The following is a 24,756-nucleotide window of genomic DNA, read 5'->3' on the forward strand; positions in this document are numbered from 1 at the left end:
ACACAGACAGGCCCCGAAGCACCCGCTTCGGGGCCTTCTTCTTTGTATCAGCACGTCTTGGCACATCTCTGACCCTGTCTGCCGCCAGAGTGCTGGACAGCCTTCGCCGAGACGCTAAATTCACGCCATGCCTTACCAATGGACCACCGCCCGGACCGACAGCTATCAGGAGCTGCATCTTTGGCCGCATCAATCGCTGCCACCGGAGGGGTATGTGCGTTTTCTCGGCGTACTCGCCGCGCTGATCACCATTCCGATGATCCCGCTCCTTGGCAGCGCTGCTCTCTGGGGGGTTCTGCCCTTTGTGACGGCCACGCTTTTTGCCGTCAAATGGGCGCTGGACCGCAGCCGCCGCGACCGCCACGTGCTGGAGGTGCTGACGCTGGACCCCAGCGAAGCGCATCTGGAGCGTATCAATCCAACAGGCGCGCGCCAGAATTGGAGCTGCAATCGCTATTGGACCAAGGTCGAGCTGCACACCGATGATGGCCCGGTGCCCAACTATGTCACCCTGCGCGGCAGCGGTCGCGAGGTCGAAATTGGTGCCTTCCTGTCAGAGGATGAGCGCAAGGCACTCTATGACGAACTACAGACAGCCTTTCGCAAGGCATGACGCCCCCTTGACGTGCTGCCCTTTGACATAGACGCCCAGCCCGGCTATGGCTGACTTATGACCAATGCGAGCCTGATCTTTTCGACCGTCTATTATCCGCTGTTTCCATAACGGCGGACGCATTCTCATTTCTTGATGTTTACCCCGCCGCGATCCGGCGGTCTGAGACATCATCTCCCATCCTTTCCATCGGCATCGCGGCACAGACCGGAGCCCGATTTCAATGCCCCAACCTCCTCTATTCTCCCGTGTTGGCCTCATTGGCTTTGGCGCATTTGGGCAGTTAATCGCCCGTCAGCTGTCACCCCTGGTGCCAATCTGCGTCTATGATCCGGTACAGACCGATGAGGGGCCACGCCACCCATCTCTCCGGTTTGGCTCACTTGCGGAAACCGCCGCCTGCCCCCTGGTGATCCTGGCCGTACCTGTCAGCGCGATGGAGCCGCTGTGTCACGCGCTCGCGCCGCTGGTTCGGCCCGGCACATGGGTGCTGGATGTCGGATCAGTGAAAATGGCGCTAAGCCGATGTGATGCAACGGATCTTGCCGTTAGAGGTCAATTTGCTTGGCACCCATCCGCTCTTTGGTCCCGAAAGCACCCGGCAGGGACTCGCCGGTCAGAAAATCGCCCTCTGCCCCCTGCGCGGCGGGCGCCCATTCCGCTTGGCAGCAATGTTGCGGCATATCTTCCAGCTTGAGGTGATCTGGACCACACCCGAAGCGCATGACCGTGAATTGGCGACGGTACAGGGGCTCACCCATCTGATCGCTCAGGCCCTCAATCAGGTCGCGCCGGAGACACTTCGGATGACCACCACCAGTTTCGAGCTGATGCAGCAGGCCAGCCGCATGGTGACCGGGGATGCCCCCAGTGTGCTGGAGGCAATCCTCCGCGACAATCCGTTTGCGGCAGACATACGGGACAGCTTCCTAGGGCACGCCGCCGATCTGTGCCGAAACCCCATCACGCCGTGCACACAAAAAAGCCCGCCAAACGCGGCGGGCTTCTGATCTCTGCAACGATGTCCGCCTGTCAGTGGCAGGTCAGCAATCGCCCCCTTGGCACAGCTGATCCTTGACCAGCGGACCGACCTTTCCGAAATCCATCTGGCCGGTGTATTTGCCCTTCAGCGCGCCCATGACCTTGCCCATATCCCGGATCGACTGGGCACCGGTGTCGACAACAGCGGCCTTCACGGCCTCTGCCACCTCATCATCGCTCAGCTGCTTGGGCAGGAATTCTTCGATGATGGCAATCTCACCCAGCTCGCGCTCTGCCAGATCCAGCCGCCCGCCTTCTTCATAGGCGCGCGCGCTTTCGTTGCGCTGCTTGGTCATCTTGCCCAGAATCGCGAGGATCTCAGCATCGCCAATTCCCCCGGCTTCGCCGTCCACCCGTTCGGCAATTTCGCGGTCCTTGATCGCGGCATTGATCAGACGCAGGGTTGCCAGTCGGGCTGCTGCGCGGTCCTTCATGGCCTGTTTCAGGGCCATATTGACCCGAGTTCGCGTATCCATTTATCTGTCCATTCCCACGGAGTCGGAAACCGGATCTTTACCTAAAGTGGTAGGGCAATTCAAGTTGCGGCCCTCCGAATGACGTTGGGGCACTCCCCAGCGGCCATCAAAGGCCGTAGCCGAGCAAGAAGACCGCCCGAACGCGGTCAGAACACGGTCGTAACACGCCTAGGCAGGCTTGACGCCTTGCGGCCCTCCCCTTAAAAGCCCATGAATTTTGCCCAGATTGGAGAGTCGCGCCATGGCCGATACCGTCACGCCCAAACCCACCGCATGTTTGGCGCTCGCAGATGGCACCATCTTTTACGGAAACGGCTTCGGAGCATATGGCGAAACAGTTGCAGAACTGTGCTTCAACACCGCCATGACCGGCTATCAGGAAATTATGACCGACCCCTCCTATGCCGGGCAGATCGTGACCTTCACCTTCCCCCATATCGGCAACACCGGCGTCACCCCGGAAGATGACGAAACCGCTGACCCGGTCGCCGCGGGCATGGTGGTGAAATGGGATCCCACACTGGCCTCCAACTGGCGCGCCACCGAAGAGCTGAAGGACTGGCTGACCCGGACCAATCGCATTGCCATCGGCGGCGTTGATACCCGTCGTCTGACCCGCGCAATCCGCCAGCTCGGCGCACCGCATGTGGCGCTGGCCCATGATCCTGACGGCAACTTCGACATCGAAGCCCTGGTCGCCAAGGCCCGCGAATGGTCCGGTCTGGAAGGTCTGGATCTGGCCAAAGACGTGACCTGCACCCAAAGCTACCGTTGGGACGAGATGCGGTGGGCCTGGCCTGAGGGCTACACCCGGCAGGAAGATCCCAAGCACAAAGTCGTCGCCATCGACTATGGCGCGAAACGCAACATTCTGCGGTGCCTCGCGTCTGCGGGCTGCGACGTTACCGTGCTGCCTGCCTCCGCCACCGCTGAAGACGTGCTGGCGCATAGCCCTGATGGCGTCTTCCTGTCCAACGGTCCGGGCGATCCAGCCGCCACCGGGGAATATGCCGTGCCGATGATCAAGGAAATCCTCGACACAACCGATCTGCCGATGTTCGGTATCTGTCTCGGCCATCAGATGCTGGCACTGGCGCTTGGCGGTAAGACCGTCAAAATGAACCACGGCCACCACGGTGCCAACCACCCGGTGAAAGAGAACGCCACCGGCAAAGTCGAAATCACCTCGATGAACCATGGCTTCGCCGTAGATGGTCAGAGCCTTCCCGACGGCGTTGAGGAGACCCATGTCTCATTGTTTGACGGGTCCAACTGCGGCATTCGCATCTCGGATCGTCCGGTCTATTCCGTCCAGCATCACCCGGAGGCCAGCCCCGGCCCGCAGGACAGCTTCTATCTGTTTGAGCGTTTCGCCGAGGCAATGGCCGCGCGTAAATCCGCGTAAATCGGCACCGCTTTAGATAAGCCTTCGCAAAAAACACCGATCCATGGCGAGGTTTTGCCATGGATGACAGGGACTTGGACAGTCCCCTGCCAAAAAAACTCTTGTCCGAATCCATAACCGCATAAACTGTGCAGTTATGGTTGAACACAACCTCAGACTGATCGAGGCCGCGCGGCCCCTGATCCGGCGAGAGCGCCAAACGTCGTTTGAACGGCGTCTGGTTGACCATCACGCCGTCAGCAAGGACCACCTGATGCGGGCGCTGGTTCTGCGCCAGCATCAGCGTGTTCCGATTGATCACATCCTTGTTTCCGAAGGGTGGGCCAGTCAGGAACAGGTTCTGGATGCGCTATCGTCCGAGCATGGGTTGCAACGGGTTGATCTGGGTGGTCACCGCCCCCAGGCGCGTCTGCTCGCGCGCAAGCCCGCCCAGTTTTGGCTGCGTCGCTGTGCGCTGCCATATATGCAACTGGGGCAGACACTTGTGGTGGCGGTTGCGCATCCGGCCGGTTTGGCTGAGCTAGAGCGCGACCTTGCGGAGAGTTTTGGCGACATCCGACCGGTCCTCGCCAGCGAGGCCCAGATCACCGAGTTGCTGACCGCTCATTTTCGCGATGATCTCGCCCGCCATGCCAGCGCCTGCGTGCCGCTGGCCTACAGTTGCCGCACCCTTGGCCAGCCGAACTGGCTCGGTATGCCGCTCCTCATCGGGCTGGCGACCCTTGCACTTGTCACCATTATGCCGAGGGTGGTTTTCACCCTGTTCTGCGGTCTCGCCCTTTTGACACTGCTGCTGTTTGTGCTGCTGAAATGTGCCGGATTTTTATCCCATCTTCAGGATCGACACCGGCAGCGCCTGCATCAAAAGACCCGATTACAGCCCAAGACACCGCTCCGCTCCGATCAGGTACTGGGGGGGCCAGCAACGCAGCAACGCTTGCCGCGGATCTCCGTTCTGGTGCCCCTCTACAAGGAGGCGGAGATCGGCCGCGCCCTGTTGCGACGCCTGTGTAAACTCACCTACCCGCGCAGCCTGCTGGAGATTCTGCTGGTCCTGGAAGAGGAAGACGAGGTCACCCGCAATGCCATTCGCTGCGCCGATCTGCCGGATTGGTTCCGGGTGATCGAGGTGCCCGCCCACGGCGGCCTCACCACCAAACCGCGGGCCATGAACTACGCGCTGAACTACTGCCGGGGTGAAATCATCGGCGTTTGGGACGCCGAGGATGCACCGGACCCCGAGCAACTGGAGCAGGTCGCCCGCGCCTTTGCCCAAGGGGACAATGATCTGGCCTGCCTGCAGGGCGCGCTGGACTACTACAACCCCGGTCAGAACTGGATATCGCGCTGCTTCACGCTTGAATACGCCAGCTGGTTCCGCATCGTGCTGCCGGGCATCGCGCGCCTCGGTCTGGTAGTGCCCTTGGGCGGCACCACACTTTTCATTCGCCGCGACATACTTGAGCAACTGGGCGGCTGGGACGCCCATAACGTGACCGAGGATGCCGATCTTGGCGTCCGGCTCTGCCGACTTGGCTACCGCACCGAGATGCTGCCCACCACCACCTATGAGGAGGCAAACTGCCGTCCCTGGGCGTGGGTCAAGCAACGATCACGCTGGCTGAAGGGCTTCATGGTCACCTATCTGGTCCATATGCGCCGCCCCGCCGTCCTGGCGCGGCAACTGGGCTGGCGGCAATTTCTTGGCTTGCAGGCGTTCTTCCTCGGCACGGTCGGTCAGTTCCTGCTGGCGCCCTGCCTCTGGACCTTCTGGCTGATCACCCTGGGGTTCGACCATCCCAGCACGCCACTGCTGCCTGCCGGGGGGCCCTATCTGGCTGCTGCCGTATTGGTGTTTTTCGAGTTGCTGGGCATCACGATCGGGATCACCGCCGCCTTCGCCAGCGGACGGCGCTGGCTGGCGCTCTGGGCACCCAGCATGATCCTGTATTTCCCGATGGGGGTGATCGCCGTTTACAAGGCGCTTTATGAGCTGATCTTCAAACCGTTTTTTTGGGACAAGACGGCGCATGGGCAATCACAGAATTCCGGCAAAACACCGCTCCCCCCGAACATAGCGTGAGGGCAGCAGGCGCCCTACCCCTTGCTGCGATCGCCAGCGTCCTGTTTCAACCGTGTCATGAAGGCCACCGAAATATGATCCTTCAACGCACGGCTAAGCGGCCTCTTCATCGCGCCGCTCAATGGCGTTCACAATGCTCTTATGCTCCGCCTGCGCAATCCGGCCCCGCCCCTCCGCGGCGAGTGATGTGGTTGCCATCAGCGCCATGGTGCGATGCACGAGGTTCAGCTGCTGCACCAGATACCGATTGTGGGAGGCCAGATGGATCTGCTCATGAAAGCGACGGTTCGCCTTGGCCAGCTCCGTCGGATTGTCGACAAAGGCATCATCCGAGGCGACCATTTCCTGCAGCACCCGGATTTCTTCTTCGGTGGCATGCCGCGCCGCAAGGCTGGCGGCCAGCCCTTCCAGCTCACGCCGCACCACATACAGCTCCGCCATCTGGTTATGGTCCAGTGAGGCAACAATCAGCGACCGCCCGTCACGTTCCAGCAGCGACTGCGTCTCCAGCCGCTGCAAGGCCTCGCGGATCGGGGTGCGTGACACACCAAATCGTTCCGCAAGGTCGCTTTCGACCAGACGGTCACCGGGGCGATAGACCCCGACATCAATGGCTTCAAGGATCAGCGCATAAGCGTCGGTCTGGCTGGTACTGCGAGGAAGGCTCATGTCGATCCTTGGATTGTTGCTCCCCGATGTCTACAGGCCTCGCCGCTGTGCAATCAACCCCGCCCCGGCCAAGCGGTTAAGATCGCGCGGTGTATTCCAGTCAAGGATCGCGTTTCGACCACATCTATTCCACCGACTATTCCCACCGGCGATGCTTGCAATCGCATAGGTCGCGGCCTAGAGTCCCTCGCCATGGTATCGCAATCTTTCTCTCACGTCCGCCACTGGGTGTTCGACCTCGACAACACCCTCTATCATCCATCTGCCCGGCTGTTTGACCAAATTGAGGTCAAGATGACGGATTATGTCATGACTGCCCTTGGCGTTGACCAGGAAATGGCCAACAAGCTGCGCGACGACTATTGGCGCGAGCATGGCACCACCCTTGCGGGGTTGATGGCACATCATGATCTGGATCCAGATCCGTTCCTGCTGGAGGTCCACGATATCAACTTCGACCAGCTGGAGCCGGACGCCCTGCTGGCTGAGCGGATCAAGGCCCTGCCCGGCAAACGGATCATCTATACCAATGGCACCGCGCCTTATGCCGAGCAGGTGCTGGCCGCGCGGGGGCTTGAGGGCTGTTTTGACGAAATCTACGGCGTTGAACACGCCAACTATCGCCCCAAGCCGGAGCGCCAGGCTTTTGACATCATCTTTGCCAAGGCTCGGCATCGACACAGCAAAGGCCGCGATGTTTGAGGATGATCCACGCAACCTGCAGGCCCCGCATGATCTGGGCATGCGGACCGTCCATGTCGCGCCCGAGGCGACACCCGGCGCGCATATCTACCATCATACTGATGATCTGACCCGGTTTCTCGGCCTGCTCTAAGCACCGGTGCCACCACACGCAGCCCCGGCTGCGCTTCCTGTCGCACCCCTGTGGCGCGCCGCCGCACCGCTCTTTTGCCGGGGCTGATAAGGTATATATGACTGGCATCTTTGATGCGCGTCCGTGGCGTCCCGCTGCCACGATCCGCGCGGATTGCTCAGACTGAGGATGCCGCCCAATGAACGACATGACTTTTGACCACGCCCAGCAGCAAACGGCCCCAACGGTGGCCGCCCCCGCTGCTCCATCCCCTGTGACGCCCTCTGACAGCCGCGATCAGGCCAATGCGACAAAGGCCCTGCTGGCCATTCTGCTCTATGTGCTGCTCTGGGGGCTGGCCGTCGCCATCTGGGGCCTGCCGGCGCTGTTCCTGCCTGCGGTCGCCAAAACAGCGATCATGTTCGTGATCCTGGTAAGCATCACCCGCGGCTAGATCTGCGCAGACGCAGTCAACGGCGCCGCCAAAAAAGACAGTATGTCGCTTGTCATTCCGATCATCACCGGCCTATCTCAGAAGCAGAGACGAAAGGCAGGTTCCATGGCTGACAGTTGCGACATTCTGATTTCCGGTGGCGGCATCGCTGGGCTGACCGCTGCGGCGACACTGGGGGCTGCCGGTTTCAAGGTGATCTGCGTCGACCCGACGCCGCCCGTGACGCTGCGCGACGATGCCGGGGCCGATCTGCGCACCACCGCGATCCTGCAACCGGCCAAGGCACTGCTGCAAGAGGCGGGGATCTGGGCACGGCTCGACAGCCACGCCGCCCCGCTGGAGATTATGCGAATCATTGATGCAGGCGGCGCTGAGCCCGTGGCCCGCGTCACCAAAGATTTCAAATCTGCCGACATCTCCGATCAACCGTTTGGCTGGAACCTGCCCAACTGGCTCCTGCGCCGCGAACTTCTGGCGCGTCTTGATGACCTCGATACCGTGGATTTCCGCCCCGGTCTTGGCACCAGTAACCTGTTCACGCGCACAAACGCCGCACAGGTCACCCTGAGTGACGGCACCTGCGTCACCGCCCGCCTGGTGCTGGCCTGTGATGGGCGCGACAGCCCCATGCGACGCGCGGCGGGCATCTCCGTGCGAACAACCCGTTACGGGCAGAAAGCGTTGGCATTTGCCGTCACACACGCGCAGCCACATCAAAACGTCTCGACCGAAATCCATCGCTCTGGCGGACCATTCACACTGGTGCCGCTGCCGGATCACAACGGCCAGCCCTCGTCCGCCATTGTCTGGATGGAACGCGGCCCACGAGCGCAGGCGCTGCAGCGCATGGATGTGGACGCTTTCGAGGCTGAAATGAACCGGCGCAGCTGCGGCGTTCTGGGGCAGCTGCGGCTTGCCTCCCGCCGCAGCATCTGGCCCATCATCAGCCAATCAGCCGCCCGCATGAATGGCGAACGCCTGGCCCTGATGGCAGAGGCCGCCCATGTGGTGCCGCCCATCGGGGCGCAGGGTCTGAACATGTCGCTGGGCGATCTGCGCGTGCTGCTGGATTTGGCGCAGGCCCGTCCAGAAGGGCTGGGTGATGCTGCCATGCTAGACACCTACCACAAGGCCCGCCACAGCGATATTCTGATGCGGGTGAAGGGGATCGACCTTTTGAACCGGACCTCCATGCTGACCCCGCGTCCGTTGCGCGATCTGCGCGCTTTTGGGCTCAATGCGCTCTACTCCATGGCACCGGTGCGCAAAACGCTCATGCAGATGGGGCTGGGTGTCAAATAAGATGCAAGCTCTTCGGCGTGTGATCACAGGACATTGGCAGCTGATCTTCCTGACGCTGTTGATCGTGCTGCTCTGGTCCACGCCAGCTGTGTTGCCGCTGCGTATCCTGACCGTCTTCCTGCATGAAACATCTCATGCCATTGTTACCCTTGCCACCGGCGGTGAGGTTCTCAATCTCACCATAGACCCCTATGAGGGCGGCAGCGTGACCGCGCGGGGTGGCAACCGCTTTCTGATGCTGTCAGCCGGGTATACCGGTTCGCTGCTCATTGGGGCTGCGTTGTTTGTCATCGCCCTGCGCACCGATTGGGATCGGAGAATCCTCGCCCTGTTTGGGGCACTCACGCTGCTTGTTGCGGCCATCTATGTCCGTGATCTCTTCGCGCTGGTCTTCACCCTGACGACAGGCGTGTTGATGTTGGCCACCGCGCGCTATCTCAGCCTTGCCGTCAATGACCTGATCCTGCGGATTATCGGCATCAGCAGCATGATCTATGCGCCGCTTGATATCTGGGACGATACAATCGCGCGCTCTTACCTGCGCTCCGACGCCCGTATGATGGCGGAGGAAATCGGCGGGACGACCGTCATTTGGGGTGGTCTCTGGCTGGTGATCAGCCTCGCAGTGATTGGTGTGACGCTTCGATACGGGCTTGGTCGATCCAGCAATATCGCGCTGCCCCGCAGCCTCTAGGCTAGCCCAGCGGACCGGGCCTGCGTTCCTCGCTCAGCAGGACATTCGCATCGACGCTGCCCACGCCGGGCAGGGTCATCACCCGCCGCCGCAGCACCCGCTCAAAATCGGCAATATCGCGGGCAGTGACCCGCAGGCGGTAATCATACATGCCCAGAATATGCTCCACCGTCTGCACCTCAGGAATGGCGGACACCGCGCGTTCGAAATCTTCCAGCGACACGCGCCCCTTTGTGGCCAGCTTGATGCCCAGAAAAACCGTCACACCAAACCCCAGCTTGCCTGCATCCAGCTCCAGTTTGCGCCCGGTGATGATGCCGGCCTCCTGCAACCGGCGAATGCGCCGCCACGTGGCTGGCTGGCTGAGTCCCATCTCGCGCCCCAAAGCACCCGCAGACTGCGTCGCATCCTGCCCAAGCGCGCGCAACAGCGCGTGATCAATCTCATCCAGCGCCATCATATCGGCAGCGCCTCGTCCGATTTGATCCGCGCCACATGCATCAGTGCCTCGATATCGGTGATATGCGGCAGGGTCAGGATCGCGGCGCGGTAAATCTGCTGGTAATGCGGCATGTCCCGCGCAATCACCGAAAGCCGCACATCCACCTGCCCCAGAAAGGTCTGGATCTCCAGCACCTCAGGAATCTCGCGTGCGGCGGGGATAAACTCGTCAAAGGCTCGTGAATTGGTCTTGTCCAGCGTGATCCGCAGGGAGACTTCGACCTCATAGCCCAAGGCACGCCAGTCAATCACTGCACGCTGCCCCAGCAGGATCCCATTCTCGCGCAGCTTCTCCAGCCGCCGGGACAGCCTCGAGGCCGTAAGGCCGAGGCGGTCCCCCAAATCCGGCAGCGATTGTTCCGGGTCCGTCTGCAGGTGGCGAAGTATGCGTCGGTCAAGATCATCAAGCATGAATCTTATGCTATATCACTTATTAGCGAATAACCATTGCGCATTTTGGGTGATTTTCACTCACATCAGGGCTACTTTGCCTACCAACACGCCCTATGATGCCCTCAAACACGAAACAAAAGGACGATGATCATGCGTGTATACTATGACCGCGACTGCGACGTTAACCTGATCAAGGACAAGAAAGTGGCCATTCTGGGCTACGGCTCCCAGGGTCACGCCCATGCGCTGAACCTGCGCGACTCTGGCGCCAAAAACCTCGTCGTTGCTCTGCGCGAAGGCTCCCCCTCCGCCAAGAAAGCCGAAGGCGAAGGCCTGCAGGTCATGGGTATCGCAGAAGCGGCGGCCTGGTGTGACGTGATCATGTTCACCATGCCCGACGAACTGCAGGCAGAGACCTACAAGAAATACGTCCACGACAACATCAAGCCGGGTGCCGCCATCGCATTTGCCCACGGCCTGAACGTCCACTTCGGCCTGATCGAGCCGAAAGAAGGCGTCGACGTCATCATGATGGCCCCCAAAGGCCCCGGCCACACCGTGCGTGGCGAATACACCAAAGGCGGCGGCGTGCCCTGCCTCGTGGCTGTTGACACCGACGCCACCGGCAAGGCGCTGGAAATCGGTCTGTCCTACTGCTCCGCCATCGGCGGTGGCCGCTCCGGCGTCATCGAAACCAATTTCCGTGAAGAATGCGAAACCGACCTCTTCGGTGAGCAGGCTGTTCTCTGCGGCGGCCTGGTTGAGCTGATCCGCTGCGGTTTCGAGACCCTGGTCGAGGCCGGCTATGCCCCGGAAATGGCCTATTTCGAGTGCCTGCACGAAGTGAAACTGATCGTTGACCTGATCTATGAAGGCGGCATCGCCAACATGGACTACTCGATCTCCAACACTGCCGAGTACGGCCAGTACGTCACCGGTCCGCGCATCCTGAAGTATGACGAAACCAAAGCCCGCATGAAAGCGGTTCTGGACGACATCCAGCAGGGTAAATTCGTGCGCGACTTCATGCTGGAAAACCAGGTTGGTCAGCCCACCCTGAAAGCCTCCCGCCGTGCCAATGACGAGCACCTGATCGAAGAAACCGGCGCCAAGCTGCGCGGCATGATGCCGTGGATCTCGGCTCAAGCAAGATGGTCGACAAAGAAAAGAACTAAGGCGCCCGCGGAACCCTCCGCAGCCTTTTCCTCTGCAGGGCGCTCCATCTTGGAGCGCCCTTTTTATTCAGAAAGTCATTTTCCAATCCTGCCGCCCGACCGATAGGCCGGGCAGCGCCCGACCCTCCCCGACTTGTCAGCAGCAGCGCAGTTTTCCGGCAAACCGGCAAGCTGCCAGTGATTGAGGTTTTGTGATGAGCGACTCCCCCGGCACCACCAATTGGGCCAAGCTTCTGTTTCTTGGCGTGATCTGGGGCGCCTCCTTCATGGCGGTGTCGCTGGCACTGCGGGGCTTTCCACCCATGACCATCGCCGCGCTCAGAATCCTGATCGGCGCGCTGTGTCTGCTCGCTGTCATCAGGGCCATGGGCATCGCCCTGCCCTCGCTGCACACATCTGATGGCCGGATTATCTGGGCCTGCGCTTTCGGCATGGGGTTCTTCAGCAACGCCCTGCCCTTCACCCTGCTCAGCTGGGGGCAAACTTACGTGGCCAGCGGCTTTGCCGGGGTGTGCATGGCTGTGGTCCCATTGTTTGTGCTGCCGCTGGCACATCTTCTGGTGCCCGGCGAATATATGACCCTGCGTCGTACCATCAGCTTCCTGATCGGCTTTGCTTAGCGTTGTGGTGCTAATCGGCCTTGATGCCTTTCGCTCTGCTGGTACAGATTTTGAATCCCTTGCCCGGCTGGCCTGCCTCGGCGCGTCGCTGTGCTACGCCATCGGCTCGATCATCACCCGGCTCTGTCCGCAGGTGAACATGCTGTCCCTCTCCGCTGCGGCTCTCCTCTGCGGTGCTGCAATGATGACCCCCGCCGCGCTCTGGGCCGAAGGTGTGCCAGAGCTGCCCACCATGCAGCCGCTCGCCGCCGTGATCTACCTCGGCCTGCTGCCCACCGCCCTTGCTCAGGTGCTGCTGGTTCAGGTCGCGCGCAGCGCAGGTCCGGCGTTCCTCTCAACTGTGAACTATCAGGTGCCCGTCTGGTCGGTGGTCTTCGGCGCGGCCCTCTTGGGTGAAACCCTGCCGCCCCAGCTGTTTGCCGCCTTAGCGCTGATCCTAGGTGGCCTCCTTCTCAGCCGCAACCGCCGTGCGCGCGGCCTGCCCGTGAAACCACTTCGATAGATAACAAAGCAATTGCCATTGACCCCACCTGCCCGGCGGGATCTTGTCGCGCGGTGAACCAGCGGAGGACCCCATGCCCAACATCGCACCGCGCTATTGGCTGATGATCGCCATCCTCGGCTTTGTCTGGGGCGGAACATTCCTGCTGATCAAGCTTGCGCTGGAGGGCACGACCCCATTCTGGCTGGCCGCCAGCCGCATCTGTTTTGCCGCCCTATTGCTAACGGCGATCTGGGGTGTGCGCGGCTTCAAACTGTTCAAATCCGAGGCAGACTGGCCCTCGCTGACCCTCATCGGCATCCTCAGCACCGCCTTGCCCTTCATGCTCATCTCATGGGGACAGCAGCATGTCTCCTCTGGCTTCACTGGCGTCAGCATGGCCGCCATTCCGCTGATGGTGCTGCCACTGGCGCATGTCTTTATCCCGGGTGAGCAAATGACCCTGCGCCGCGTGATCGGGTTTGCGATCGGCTTTGCCGGGGTGGCGGTCCTGCTGGGCAGCACCGCGTTTGAAAGCAGCGGCGCAGCACTCGAAGGCTATGGTCGCGCCGCCTGTCTTGCGGCGGCCGCCTGCTACTCGGTCAGCTCCATCCTGACACGTCGGTTGCCGCCGGTGGATCCATTGGGGCTGGCGGCCATCCTGCTGCTCATCGGGTCCGCGCTCATCATCCCGGTCGCCTGGCTGGCCGAGGGGCCGCCGGTGATCCCTGACACCCGCACGCTGTTTATCGCAGCAGTCCTCGGCCTGATCCCGACCGCCGCCGCAAACCTCTTGCGCGTGATCGTGGTCCGCGAGGCGGGCCCCACCTTCATGACACTGACGAATTATCAGGTGCCGGTCTGGGCCGTGGTGCTGGGCGCCGTCTTTCTGGGCGAAGAGTTGCCGCCCGCGATGCTGATCGCGCTCCTGCTGATCCTCAGCGGCCTGTGCATCAGCCAGTTTGGCGCCCTGACACGGCTATTCGGGCGCACAGGAAAATAGCCCACGAAATAGAAAACGCCCGCCAGCTGACAGATCAGCGGCGGGCCATTCCTGTGTTTTACATCGCAAGCCAGAGACCGCTTTAGGTCGCGACCGCTGCCTCAACTGCAGCAACCACACTATCCACCGTTGCCGTCAGCATCTCGGCGTCTTCGCACTCAGCCATGACCCTAACAAGCGGTTCAGTGCCTGATTTGCGGATCAACAGACGCCCCTGTCCGGCCAGCGTTTCCTCTGCCACCTTGATCGCCGTCTGAACCTGATCGCTCTCCAGCGGCGTCTGGCTAAGCTGCAAAGCGGACGTTTTTCAACAGCTGCGGCACCGGTGTAAATTGCTGCGCAAGCTGAGAGGCCGGTTTATCGGCGCGCACCATCTCCGCCAGGAAATGCAGCCCGGCCATCAACCCATCACCGGTGGTGGCATAATCCGTCATCACGATATGGCCGGATTGCTCACCACCAAGGTTGAACCCGCCCTCGCGCATCCGCTCCACCACATAGCGGTCGCCGACTGCCGTGCGCTGAAGGTCGATGCCCCGCGCCGCAAGATGACGCTCCAGCCCAAGGTTTGACATGACGGTCGACACCAGCGCATTCCCCGCCAGCACACCGTCCTCAGCCCAGCGTGTTGCCAACAGCGCCATCAACTGATCGCCGTCGGCCACCTTGCCGGTCTCATCGATCAGGATCACCCGGTCCGCATCACCATCCAGACAGATGCCAACATGGGCACCATGGGCGACAACGGTCTCGGCCGCCGTGCCCGGATGGGTCGATCCGCAATCGCGGTTGATATTGGTGCCATCCGGTGAAACCCCCACCGGGATCACCTCCGCGCCCAGCTCCCACAGGATCTCAGGCGCGGCCCGGTGCGCCGCCCCATTGGCACAATCGATCACCACCTTCAGCCCATCGAGACGGATATCACGCGGCAGGGAGCTCTTGACCCGCTCGCCATACCGAAACCGCGCATCGTCGATCCGTTTGGCGCGGCCGATATTCTGCGCCTGCGCAGGCTCAACACCCGCTTCGATCAGGGCTTCCAGCTCCATCTCGACGGTGTCGGACAGTTTGAACCCATCGGGGCCGAAAAACTTGATGCCATTGTCCGCCGCCGGATTGTGGCTGGCAGAAATCATCACACCCAGATCAGCCCGCATCGACCGTGTCATCAGGCCAACGGCCGGGGTCGGCACCGGGCCAAGCAACAGCACATTCATCCCGGTCGAGGTCAGCCCTGCCGTCAGCGCGCTTTCGAACATATAACCGGACAGGCGGGTATCCTTGCCAATCACGACCCTGTGCACACCGGAGGCATCGCGCCGGAAATACCGGCCCACGGCAGCGCCGATGCGCAGCGCCATATCTGCAGTCATCGGGTGGATATTGGCAGTGCCGCGCACGCCATCAGTGCCAAAGAATTTGCGCATATCAGCCCTTTCGGTCGGGGTCTTATCGGACGGCCTGCCACAGGCGAACCGCCTGCGCCGTCTCAGCAACATCATGCACCCGCAGGAATTGCACGCCTTGGGCCAGGGCTGCAAGCCCTACCGCGATGGAGCCAGGCGCACGAGCGGCGGCATCCGGCTCATGACCCAGTTTGCCAATGAACCCCTTGCGAGAGACACCCAACAGGATCGGGCAGCCAAGGCTGTGAAACAGACTAAGGTTTCGCAACAGGGTCAGATTGTGCTCCAGCGTTTTGCCAAAGCCGATGCCGGGATCGATCACGATCTGCTCACGTACCACGCCGATATCCTCCAGCCGGTCAATCTGCGCCTTGAGGAAATCATAAACGTCGAGCAACACGTTATCATAGGCGGGACTGTCCTGCATCGTCGCGGGATCGCCCTGCGCATGCATGATACAGGCGGGCACCCCGGCCTGCGCCGTCAGTGGCGCCAGCGCCGGATCAAAGGTAAAGCCGGACACATCATTGGTGAGGCTAGCACCAGCCTCCAGCGCCTCGGCCAGCACCACGGCCTTGCGGGTGTCGATGGAAATCGGAACCTGCGACCCGGCACGGATCGCGGCAATCACCGGCGCGGTGCGGCGGATTTCCTCCTCCTCAGGCACCAGCTCGGCGCCGGGACGGGTGGATTCGCCGCCAACATCAATAATACTGGCCCCATCCGCCACCATCTGAAGCGCAGCTGCGCAGGCCGTGCCGACTTCATCATGCTGGCCGCCGTCGGAAAAACTGTCTGGCGTTACATTCAGAATGCCCATGATCTGTGGCTGGGTCATATCCAGCCCGGCAATCGTCGCCCGCCGTGCCGTCAGCCTGTGCCGCACGTCCTCGGGCAGCAGCCCCGCGGGCATCAGCCGTGGCGGTGCGCCGCGGTCCAGCACTTCGACTTGGGTAAACCAAAGAGCGCCACTGATCAGCGACAATGCCCCCTCGGGGCGGTTTTCCCCGTGCTGAACCAGCGGTCGGTAATAACTCACAGTTGGGTCTGCTCCACATCCACAGCGCGCAGTGGCACCCCCGGATTGTCAGGCAGTGCAGCGCCAATCACGATCATTTCGCCAGCCTCGAATGTGGCGGCGAACCACGCAGCCAACGCCACCGCTTCCGAAGGCGCAGCCGAAGGGCCATCTACCGCATCCAAAACGATTTTTGACGGTGCCCAGACGCAAATCTGCCCGTTTTTCATAGCCCAGTCCAGCTCTGTCCGCGTGGAAACCACAACGCAGCGGTCATCCTTTGCGGCCAGCCGCCAGGCGGTTCTGTTCAATGGCCAGCAGATCAATCCGCCGCTGGGTCCATTTGTGACCCGTTTGCGGTGTTGCCAGCTCATGTGCGCCGACACAGAGGATCAGAGGGCGCTGGCGGCACTGCATCTGGTCAATCCAACCACTCAACCCGTCGCTGTCGATGGCGCTGTTGGACAGATACATCAGCCTTGGATGTGGGCGCTCTTCGCTGTCCACCTCGCTGGCAACCTGATCGCGGGCGCGCACAATCTCGACGCCCAGCGCACCGGGGCCGCGGTCCAGCTTCTCGATCCGCACGAAGGCGCGCACCGCCTGCGGTTCCAGAAGGATACGCTCCGCAACCCGCTCCGCCAGAGTTTCCAGCAAGTTCAGCCGCTCTTCCGACAATTCATGCGCGATCGCCTCAGTCACACGATCATAGGACAGGATGCGGTCGACATCGTCGTCCAGATCCGCCAGCAGCGGCGCAATTTCGACAACCACGTTGAAGCAGATCCGCTGGGTCGTGCCGCGCTCCGCCTGAAAGGCGCCGATCTCGACCTCTACCGTATGATCCCGAAGCGAAATCCGGTCCAACGGTCCACGCGAAGCCGTGGCCTCCGACCGTTCCGAAGGGTGCGCAAATGCGAGACGAATTTCTGACGACATGACGAACGGGCCCCTGAACTGGCTATCTGGCGGTGAGGTTCCAGCATAAACATGCGGCGCCCGCATAACAGGCCTTCATGCGCCATACCAGTGGCCGAAAGCGGCGCTGCCGAGGTTTCCGCCCCGGCAGCCAAGCCGCAAAACACGCCTTAGTTGTTCAATGCGGTCCGGAACCGGTCATCCCGGTAGAACAGATGAACGCCGATCCGCGCGGTCTTGGTGAAGCTTTTGCTCCAGCGCGGGCGCACAGCCGTGGTGTGATAATAGGTGGCGCCATCGGTGATCCCGGTGGTCGCCCCATCCATCACCAGACGCGCCACTTTTGAGACCCGCTCAAACGCGGTCTTTTCGCGGATCACTTCCTTGTGGCCATCACAGGTGTAGGTAAACTGGCACTGGTATTTCCGACCTGTGCCCTGATTGATCACCGCGCAGAGGCTATTGGGAAACTGCGAGGATTTCACCCGGTTCATGATCACCTCGGCCACGGCAAACTGCCCCTTCACAGTCTCGCCCCGCGCCTCAAAATAGAGCGCCTCAGCAAGACAGGCGAAATTATCTCCACCTTTGGCGACGGGAACGCTGTCCAGCCAGGCCTTGGTGTATTTAACTTCGGTCGGCTTGGACTTTTTGTCCGAGCGGCTGAAGTTGAAAAAATTGTTCAAACGCCCCGTTGGCACGGCGTTCAGGGTGGATTGCTCACGTTTGAACAGCGCGTCCAAACCAGAATCCGCATATACATCTTTGGCCGCTGCCAAGGCGGCAGCAAACACGGCAGCTACTGTCAGAATCTTCATCAGGGTATCCCCACTAGAAAGGTCGCGCACGGCCATCCCAACGTCACGCGATCGCACCTCCTAGTGGAAATCCCTGCAAACGTCCAGCGACGGGACAGCGCACCCCGCTGACCGCTGGGTAGGCGTCAATCCGCCCGCATATCCTGCGACTGAGAAAGCCCCTTGTTTTCCTTAGGATTTTAAGGATTCGCGTGGAGATTTTCCGGTTTGGCTGGAAATCGCCAATTGCGCTGCAGCAAGCCGCGCCACAGGCACTCGGAACGGGGAACAGGAGACGTAATCGAACCCTGCTTCGCGGCAAAACGCAATCGATTCGGGGTTGCCGCCATGCTCCCCACAGATCGACAGCGTGATATCCGGGTTTTCCGCCCGCCCCCGCTGCACCCCCAGTTTCAGCAGCTCGCCCACACCATCGGTGTCCAGCACGTGAAACGGATCCTCGGGAAAGACCCCCTGGTTGACATAGACTGACATGAACCGCCCGGCGTCATCGCGTGACATGCCGTAGGTCATCTGTGTCAGATCGTTGGTTCCGAAGCTCAAAAACGCCGTATGCGGTGAAATTTCACCGGCCCGCAGCGCCGCGCGCGGTGTCTCCACCATTACGCCAAGACGATAGGCGAAATCCTCACCCCGTTCGGCTTTCACTGCCAGCGCCACCGCATCAATGCGTGCCTTCACCAGCTCCACCTCGCGCTTGGCAGAGACGAGCGGGATCATGATCTCCGGCACCACCGGCTCACCTTCCTTCGACGCATCAAGCGTCGCCTCAAAGATGGCGCGCGCCTGCATGTCGTAAATCTCCGGCACCGTCACCCCCAGCCGTACGCCGCGCAGGCCCAGCATGGGGTTGTATTCTTCCATCTCTTCCACCCGCCGGGTCACATCGCTCACCGGGATGCCTAGCGCCTCAGACAGTTCACGCTGTCCGGATTTGGAAGTCGGAAGGAATTCATGCAACGGCGGGTCAAACAGCCGGATACAGACCGGCAACCCTTCCATGATGCGGAACAGCGCAAAGAAATCCTCCCGCTGCATCGGCAGCAACCGCGCCAGCACCGCCGCCCGCCCCTCCGAGGTCTCGGCAAAGATCATCTCGCGCATCACCGTCAACCGACCGGGATCAAAGAACATATGCTCAGTGCGGCACAGGCCGATCCCTTGTGCATTGAACTTGCGCGCGGTTTCGGCATCTTCCGGCGTATCCGCATTGGCGCGGATGCCAATGTCGCGCACCTCATCTGCCCAGGTCAGCAATGTCTGGAACGCCCCATCTTCCGCCGCCTCCAGCATCTCTGGCTGCCCGGCCAGAACCTCGCCGCTGCTGCCATCAATCGTAATGGTATCGCCACGCGTCAATACACGCCCGTCCGTCGCAACCAACTGTTTGCGTTTGCTGTGAAATTTGAGGTTGGAGGCGCCCACGATACAGGGCAGACCCAGCCCCCGGCCAATCACCGCCGCATGGCTGGTGATGCCGCCCCGTTCCGTCAGCACCCCAACCGCGGCATGCATGCCGCGCACATCCTCGGGGGAGGTTTCGCGCCGCACCAGAATGCAAGGCTCGCCCCGCGCCGCACTGGCCTGCGCCTCCGCCGCCGTAAACACCAGCCGCCCGGTGGCCGCACCGGGGCTCGCGGCAATGCCATGGCCAATCACGTCACGGGTCGCATCCGGAGCCACCTGCCGGTGCAGCAGCTCGGTCAAGATATGGGCATCCACCCGCATGATCGCTTCCGCACGCGGGATGATACCATCCTCCGCCAGCGCCACCGCGATCCGCACAGCCGCTTGCGCCGACCGGGTGACACGCACCCCGTCAAGGATATGCACCGCGCCGCTGACGATCACAAATTCCACCTGCATTTCCTCACGCAGACGCTGCCGCATCAGCCGCGCATGGGATTTCAGATCGGCAAAGGCTTCCGGCGCAGAGTCCTCCAGCGAGGGACCGCGCGGATCCCGCTCCAGAAACAGCGCCTCGGCCCCAGCCCCCAGCGCATCGCGCCCCTGGCTCTGGCTGAGATACCGCCCGGTAATCTGAGGCTCTCCAGTCTTGGTATTGACCAGCTGCAACACGCCAGAGCCGCATTCGCCCTGACCAAAACCCGGCACCATTTCCTGCACCACCAGCCCCAACCCCGCATCCGCAGGCGCGCCCTTGGCCTGTCGCAACAACCGCGCCGAGGTGCCCTCCCAGGCCCGCGCCATGGAGCGCAGCACCGCCGCCAGCTGCTCCGCCGGATCCTGCGGAAACGGCTCATCGGTCTCGGCCTCATAGGCATGCAGCACCTCGCTCAACGCATCCGGCCCGCCGTCTTCGACATCGTCAAACACATCCGGGTCCAACCGCGCCACATGCACCGCATAAGACTGCACAAACCGCAGATACAGCGCCGCCGCGCCGTCACGCCCCAGACTGTCACAGAGATCGACATAGCGCGCGTCATTCATCCCGATATTCAGGATCGCGCCGGGTCCGCCCCAATCCGGGTCTTGTGACGAGGGCCGCACGCAAAGCAGCGCATCCGCTGGAAACGCCTCAACAATCGCCGCCATATCGGGCATCTCACCCTGGGCAATGCCATGCACCGCCTGAAACGACAACGCCACGGTCCGCGGCACCGGAAGATCCAGCCGCACCAGCCGCTGCAGACATTTCGCCCGCCCGCCATGGGTGGAATTGGCAATTGGCGCCACCGGGGTGATCAACACCGAATCCGGTGCCTCATTCTGTGGCGTCTGGGCCATGTCCTGATCATCTTTCTGCACTGCGGCGCCTTTCCTTTGCCATGCAGCATAGCCGCGTCCCCGGTTCCCGCAAGGAAAAGCACGGCCGCCACGCAGCAACCCCCCGAAAAAGCAGAAAACCCGGCGCGCCCCTCAGGTCACGCCGGGTTTTAAGACTGTCATTCATGCGACGTGTGCAGCCGCGCGGCCTGTTGCGGCGCCCTTAACCTTCGATGCGGCTGAGGTCGGCAACCTGCCCGCAGACTTTGCGGATCTGGCTGAGGAGGTTCAGACGATTGCGGCGCACCACCTCATTGTCCGAATTCACCTGCACCGCCTCAAAAAACGCATCCACCGGTGCGCGCAGCGCCGCCATGCTGCCCATGGCAGCCGCGAAATCTTCGCCTTCGATGGCCGAAGATATCGCCCCCTCGCTGGTCGCCAGCGCATCAAACAGGGCAATCTCGCTGTCGTCCTCGGCGAATTTCTTGTCCGCGCCATAGGAATATTCGACGCCATCCTTCTCCTCGGCCTGCGCCAGAATATTGTTGGCCCGCTTGAAGCCCTGCAACAGGTTGGGGCCATCCTCGGATTTCATGAAGTCTTCCAGCGCACGCGCCCGTTTCACCAGCAGCGTCAGGTCATCATTGCCGTCCATCGCGATGCAGGCGTCGATCACATCATGGCGGATACCCTGATCGCGCAGGAAGACCTTGAGGCGGTCGTGGAAGAAACCTAGCAGGTTTTGCGATTTCTTCTCAAACTCAGAAGAGTCTTCCGTTTTCATGGTGAAGACACCCAGCAGGCCCATCCGCACATCATTCTCCAGCACCAGCCGGATCACCCCCAGCGCGGCGCGGCGCAGGGCGAAGGGGTCTTTTGATCCGGTGGGCTTTTCATCAATCGCCCAGAAGCCGGTCAGCGTGTCCAGCTTGTCCGCCAGCGCCACAGCAACAGACACCGGTTCTGTCGGTACGTCGTCGGACGGGCCAAGCGGCGAATAATGCGCTTCGCAGGCGTTGGCGACGTCCTGAGGCAGGCCAGCTGCATCGGCGTAGTAGCGGCCCATCAGGCCCTGCAGTTCGGGAAATTCATAAACCATTTCGGAAGACAGATCGGCCTTCGCCACCCGCGCCGCCTGCTCTGCCAGATCAGCATCCGCGCCAACGACAGGCGCGATTTCCCGCGCCAGTGCGGCGATGCGGTCAATCCGCGCCGCCTGCGTGCCCAGTTTGTTGTGGAAGGTGACATTGCCCAGCTTCGCAACCCAAGGCTCAAACCCGTGTTCGGTCACCGTGCGCAGATCGTTCTCCCAGAAGAATTTCGCATCCGCCAGACGCGCCGACAGCACCTTTTGATTGCCCGCCAGAATGGTTGCGCCATTGTCTGCGGTCTCGCGGTTGGCGACGGTGATAAATTTCTCGATCCGCCCGGTCTTGGGATTGCGGACGGAGAAGAACTTCTGGTGTTCTTTCATCGAGGTCTGCAGGGCCTCCGGCGGCAGGGCCAGAAACTCATCGTCAATGGCGCCCATCAGCACCACCGGCCATTCCACCAGACCAGCGACCTCCGCCAGTAGTCCCTTGTCCTCGACCACCTCCAGACCGCTGGCAAAGGCCTGATTGGTGGCCTCATGCCAGATCGCCGCTTCCCGCTCCGCCGGATCCAGCACCACATGGGCGCGCTTCAGCTTGGCGGCATAATCATCAAACCCGGTGACGGTGATCTGATCGGGCGCCATGAAACGATGGCCGTAGGTGGTGTTGCCTGCTGCAATGCCGTCGATATCCAGCGGCACAACCTCAGCGCCGTCTTCTTTCGACAGAATGCAGAGGATCGACTGCAGCGGGCGCACCCAGCGTAAAGTTCCGGTGCCCCAGCGCATCGATTTGGACCATGGGAAATTGCGGATGGTATCTTCCAGCACCTCGGCAATGATCTCTGCCGCCGGGCGACCAGGAACCTCCTGGGAAGCAAAGATTATTTGTTTTCCCTTCACTTCACGATTTTCAAAAGTGACTTCGCCGATAGTCACTTTTGTTCCGACGCCCTCAGCCAGACTGTCGATTATGGGCAAAGCTTGAGGGCTAATTCCAAAAGCGTTCGCGAACCCTTTTAGCGCAGGCAGAGCCGCGCCCACTTTGGGGCCTTTGCGTTCTTCGCGCACGGTCGGCGAGTGGTCCAGCACCCCCTCCAGCGCCAGCGTCAGACGACGCGGCGTCGACAGCGCGTGCGCGCTAGGCATAGGTCAGACCCGCCTCAACCAGACCATCGGTCATACGCTTTTTCAGATCCTCCGCCGCACGCGCCTGCATACGGGCCGGGATTTCCTCGGAAAACAGTTCAATCAGAAGATCAGGCATCAGATGTCCTTACGGATGGCCGCGCATCCGGGCGCAGCAATAAGAAGAGAAAGGGCAGACAGGGCGCAGGTGGTCATCAGTTCCCCTCGCCAGCCTCGGGCCGGGGCGGGCATTCCTCGCCCACAACGGTGCCGTCATAGGCTTTCTGGCCGCAGTCATTCAGCTCGTGCCAGACATAGCCGCGCCCGGCGTCGGTCACCGCCACGATCCGGTCCACGCCGTAGGAGATGTTCTTGACCGACAGGAAGCTCTCGGCGCGCCCCTCCGCCAGAGCGGCACCAATCGCCTCGGCATCAAAACAGTCGAACCAACCCGGCGCATTGCGCGGCTCTTTTTGATCCGACAGCACAAACAGCTGCGCCAGCTCTTCAGGCTTCAGATCGGTGGCAAAACAGGCGCGGTAGCGAATGGGAGAGCTTTCGGCGTCAATCGCCTCAAACCCGCTGTAGCGGATCGGCAGAGGCTCTCCATCGCCAAGCGGCATCAACATCACATCGCGGCCCGGCTGCAGCGCGACGTCCTCGTAAAACCCATAGACCTGAAGGTAATACATCGCCGCCCCGGCCACGAGACCAGAGAGGATCAGGATCAGCGAAAGGAACTTGCCCATATCCGTGGACTCCTCGTGAAAGCGCGGCGCGGCTTACGCCGCGTGGCCGCTCGGCGTCGGTCTGCACAAAGGCGTCGGCGCATTGTTTGGCCAGCGCCCGCACCCGACCGATATAGGCCTGACGTTCGGTCACCGAAATCACCCCGCGCGCATCCAGCAGGTTGAAGACATGGCTGGCCTTGATGCATTGGTCATACGCGGGATGCGCCATGATGATGCGTTTGCCGGTCTTGGGGTCGATATGCTCCTGCGCCAGGATCGCGGCGCATTCGGCCTCGGCCTCCTCGAAATGACGCAGCAGGACTTCGGTGTTGGCCACGTCAAAGTTCCAGCGCGCGTATTCTTCCTCGGTCTGCTTGAACACATCGCCATAAGACAGCGGGATCATTGCATCCGGGTCGTTAAACGGCATGTCCATCACGTGATCAACGCCAAGGATATACATCGCCAGACGCTCCAGACCATAGGTCAGCTCACCCGACACAGGATGGCAGTCGTGGCCGCCAACCTGCTGGAAATACGTGAACTGCGAAACTTCCATACCGTCGCACCAGACTTCCCAGCCCAGCCCCCAGGCGCCCAGCGTCGGGCTTTCCCAGTCGTCCTCGACAAAACGGATATCGTGCATCTCCATATCGACACCGATCGCTTCCAGCGAGCCGAGATACAGCTCCTGCAGGTTCGGCGGCGACGGTTTGATCAGCACCTGATACTGGTAATAGTGCTGCAACCGGTTGGGGTTTTCACCATAGCGCCCGTCCGTCGGGCGGCGCGAGGGCTGCACATAGGCCGCGGCCCAGGCCTTGGTGCCAAGCGCGCGCAGCGTTGTCGCCGGGTGAAAGGTACCGGCACCCACCTCCATGTCGTAGGGCTGCAGAATGGCGCAGCCTTTGGAAGCCCAGTAGGTCTGAAGCCTCAGGATGATCTCTTGGAATGAGCGCGGGGCGCCTTTGGTGTCGGTCATGTTTCTTCCCTATGGGGGCAGCAAATCCGGGGTTCTTCCTATGCAAGCCCCGGCCTAGGGTCAACGGCACATCGCGGCACAGGCCCGTCCAACCGCCCCGAAGCGCCCCCACTGGCCCGCTTACCCCCGTCAGCGGCCTGTCAGACCTTCGGCAAACGCCGGTCAGGCCAACGTCAAAGCCCGAATTTGGCATCAGCGCCCC

Annotated in this window: 15 protein-coding genes and 8 pseudogenes; 11 read left to right on the top strand and 12 right to left on the bottom strand. The window is 61.6% G+C overall.

All coding sequences use genetic code 11. The features are described 5' to 3' along the window. The first annotated feature begins 127 nt into the window (after window positions 1-127). Together L0Z65_RS10245 and L0Z65_RS10250 are read left to right on the top strand one after the other, a co-directional pair. Window positions 128-613: a DUF2244 domain-containing protein gene (locus L0Z65_RS10245; protein WP_096870704.1), complete on the top strand. Its 486-nt coding sequence runs from the start codon at window positions 128-130 to the stop codon at window positions 611-613. Window positions 614-1,143: 530 nt separating this feature from the next. Further along, window positions 1,144-1,623, top strand: coding sequence for a prephenate dehydrogenase dimerization domain-containing protein (locus L0Z65_RS10250; RefSeq protein ID WP_405107341.1), 480 nt, complete (start codon window positions 1,144-1,146; stop codon window positions 1,621-1,623). A 33-nt stretch (window positions 1,624-1,656) separates the two neighbouring features. Here L0Z65_RS10250 and L0Z65_RS10255 read toward each other — a convergent pair whose 3' ends face one another. Beyond that, on the bottom strand, window positions 1,657-2,130 hold the full coding sequence (locus L0Z65_RS10255; RefSeq protein ID WP_024098195.1) for a GatB/YqeY domain-containing protein: 474 nt from the start codon (window positions 2,128-2,130) through the stop codon (window positions 1,657-1,659). Window positions 2,131-2,371: 241 nt separating this feature from the next. Here L0Z65_RS10255 and carA point away from each other — a divergent pair, with 241 nt between their 5' ends. Beyond that, window positions 2,372-3,535 (top strand): glutamine-hydrolyzing carbamoyl-phosphate synthase small subunit, encoded by a 1,164-nt coding sequence (carA, locus tag L0Z65_RS10260; RefSeq protein WP_040172220.1) that lies wholly within the window; start codon window positions 2,372-2,374, stop codon window positions 3,533-3,535. 136 nt (window positions 3,536-3,671) lie between these two features. Further along, entirely contained in the window at window positions 3,672-5,618 is a 1,947-nt protein-coding gene (locus L0Z65_RS10265) for a glycosyltransferase (protein ID WP_405107345.1), read from the top strand. 14 nt (window positions 5,619-5,632) lie between these two features. Here L0Z65_RS10265 and L0Z65_RS10270 read toward each other — a convergent pair. Next, window positions 5,633-6,287: pseudogene (locus tag L0Z65_RS10270) on the bottom strand (GntR family transcriptional regulator). A gap of 192 nt (window positions 6,288-6,479) precedes the next feature. Here L0Z65_RS10270 and L0Z65_RS10275 point away from each other — a divergent pair. The 4 genes and pseudogenes from L0Z65_RS10275 to L0Z65_RS10290 all read left to right on the top strand — a co-directional run bounded on the left by L0Z65_RS10275 (window position 6,480) and on the right by L0Z65_RS10290 (window position 9,551). After that, window positions 6,480-7,122: pseudogene (locus L0Z65_RS10275) on the top strand (pyrimidine 5'-nucleotidase). A 178-nt stretch (window positions 7,123-7,300) separates the two neighbouring features. Then, a complete protein-coding gene (locus L0Z65_RS10280; protein WP_102897539.1) occupies window positions 7,301-7,555 on the top strand; it encodes a hypothetical protein in 255 nt (84 codons plus the stop codon). A gap of 105 nt (window positions 7,556-7,660) precedes the next feature. Then, on the top strand, window positions 7,661-8,857 hold the full coding sequence (locus L0Z65_RS10285; protein ID WP_405107348.1) for a UbiH/UbiF family hydroxylase: 1,197 nt from the start codon (window positions 7,661-7,663) through the stop codon (window positions 8,855-8,857). 1 nt (window position 8,858) lies between these two features. Further along, window positions 8,859-9,551, top strand: coding sequence for a M50 family metallopeptidase (locus L0Z65_RS10290; RefSeq protein WP_405107351.1), 693 nt, complete (start codon window positions 8,859-8,861; stop codon window positions 9,549-9,551). A gap of 1 nt (window position 9,552) precedes the next feature. On the opposite strand, the gene L0Z65_RS10295 is transcribed toward L0Z65_RS10290, so the two are convergent. Together L0Z65_RS10295 and L0Z65_RS10300 are read right to left on the bottom strand one after the other, a co-directional pair. Next, window positions 9,553-10,011 carry an Lrp/AsnC family transcriptional regulator gene (locus L0Z65_RS10295; RefSeq protein WP_040172203.1) on the bottom strand — a complete coding sequence of 153 codons (459 nt, stop codon included), beginning with the start codon at window positions 10,009-10,011 and terminating at the stop codon, window positions 9,553-9,555. Then, window positions 10,008-10,463: an Lrp/AsnC family transcriptional regulator gene (locus L0Z65_RS10300; protein WP_405107355.1), complete on the bottom strand. Its 456-nt coding sequence runs from the start codon at window positions 10,461-10,463 to the stop codon at window positions 10,008-10,010. The genes L0Z65_RS10295 and L0Z65_RS10300 overlap by 4 nt, the downstream gene beginning before the upstream one ends. 132 nt (window positions 10,464-10,595) lie before the next feature. On the opposite strand from L0Z65_RS10300, the pseudogene ilvC reads away from it, so the two are divergent. The 3 genes and pseudogenes from ilvC (at window position 10,596) to L0Z65_RS10315 (ending at window position 13,724) form a co-directional block, all read left to right on the top strand. Next, window positions 10,596-11,620: pseudogene (gene ilvC / locus L0Z65_RS10305) on the top strand (ketol-acid reductoisomerase). A 194-nt stretch (window positions 11,621-11,814) separates the two neighbouring features. After that, window positions 11,815-12,742: pseudogene (locus L0Z65_RS10310) on the top strand (DMT family transporter). Window positions 12,743-12,815: 73 nt separating this feature from the next. Then, a complete protein-coding gene (locus tag L0Z65_RS10315) occupies window positions 12,816-13,724 on the top strand; it encodes a DMT family transporter (protein ID WP_096870695.1) in 909 nt (302 codons plus the stop codon). Between the two features lie 82 nt (window positions 13,725-13,806). Here L0Z65_RS10315 and glmM read toward each other — a convergent pair. The 8 genes and pseudogenes from glmM to L0Z65_RS10355 all read right to left on the bottom strand — a co-directional run bounded on the left by glmM (window position 13,807) and on the right by L0Z65_RS10355 (window position 24,554). Next, window positions 13,807-15,154: pseudogene (glmM, locus tag L0Z65_RS10320) on the bottom strand (phosphoglucosamine mutase). Between the two features lie 22 nt (window positions 15,155-15,176). Then, window positions 15,177-16,172, bottom strand: coding sequence for a dihydropteroate synthase (folP, locus tag L0Z65_RS10325; RefSeq protein WP_040172188.1), 996 nt, complete (start codon window positions 16,170-16,172; stop codon window positions 15,177-15,179). Beyond that, window positions 16,169-17,090: pseudogene (locus tag L0Z65_RS10330) on the bottom strand (dihydroneopterin aldolase). The gene folP and the pseudogene L0Z65_RS10330 overlap by 4 nt, the downstream one beginning before the upstream one ends. A 149-nt stretch (window positions 17,091-17,239) precedes the next feature. Continuing rightward, window positions 17,240-17,923, bottom strand: coding sequence for a cell wall hydrolase (locus L0Z65_RS10335; RefSeq protein ID WP_405112515.1), 684 nt, complete (start codon window positions 17,921-17,923; stop codon window positions 17,240-17,242). A 135-nt stretch (window positions 17,924-18,058) separates the two neighbouring features. Then, window positions 18,059-20,638 carry a putative PEP-binding protein gene (locus L0Z65_RS10340; RefSeq protein WP_405112518.1) on the bottom strand — a complete coding sequence of 860 codons (2,580 nt, stop codon included), beginning with the start codon at window positions 20,636-20,638 and terminating at the stop codon, window positions 18,059-18,061. A gap of 202 nt (window positions 20,639-20,840) precedes the next feature. Next, window positions 20,841-22,980, bottom strand: a pseudogene (gene glyS, locus L0Z65_RS10345) (glycine--tRNA ligase subunit beta). Between the two features lie 76 nt (window positions 22,981-23,056). Then, complete coding sequence (locus tag L0Z65_RS10350) at window positions 23,057-23,590, bottom strand: DUF6446 family protein (protein ID WP_040172174.1); 534 nt, start codon at window positions 23,588-23,590, stop codon at window positions 23,057-23,059. 33 nt (window positions 23,591-23,623) lie between these two features. Next, window positions 23,624-24,554 (bottom strand): annotated as a pseudogene (locus L0Z65_RS10355) (glycine--tRNA ligase subunit alpha). Window positions 24,555-24,756 lie beyond the last annotated feature (202 nt).

The organism is Phaeobacter sp. BS52 (assembly GCF_045040595.1).
Taxonomy (GTDB): domain Bacteria; phylum Pseudomonadota; class Alphaproteobacteria; order Rhodobacterales; family Rhodobacteraceae; genus Phaeobacter; species Phaeobacter piscinae.